This is a genomic window from Bacillus cereus group sp. BfR-BA-01382, from assembly GCF_022663475.1.
In the GTDB taxonomy this organism is placed as follows: Bacteria; Bacillota; Bacilli; order Bacillales; family Bacillaceae_G; genus Bacillus_A; species Bacillus_A thuringiensis_S.
The window spans coordinates 1-354 of the sequence record NZ_JAKUFQ010000314.1; the positions used below are offsets into that span (position 1 = coordinate 1).

Genomic DNA, 354 nt, shown 5'->3' on the forward strand with positions numbered 1-354 from the left:
TTGTTGTTCTTGGTTTTGTGGTGCTGCATATGGATTTTGAGGATATTGTTGTTCTTGGTTTTGTGGTGCTGCATATGGATTTTGAGGATATTGTTGTTCTTGGTTTTGTGGTGCTGCATATGGATTTTGAGGATATTGTTGTTCTTGGTTTTGTGCTACTGCATATGGATTTTGAGGATATTCATAATTTGGACGTGTGTCATATGGATTTTGTTGAAATTCAGTTTCTTGATTTTGCGTTGTTGCATATGGATTTTCGTCATATTGTTGTTCTTGTTGCTGTAACTCTTGTTCTTCGTATTGTTCTGTGTATCTCTGTTCCTGCTGTTGAGGGTAAAATGGTTGCCTTGGGTA

1 pseudogene is annotated in these 354 nt (G+C 37.0%); it reads right to left on the reverse strand.

From position 1 onward, the window contains the following. A pseudogene (locus MR160_RS34130) lies at positions 1-354 on the reverse strand (hypothetical protein); the annotation flags it as partial.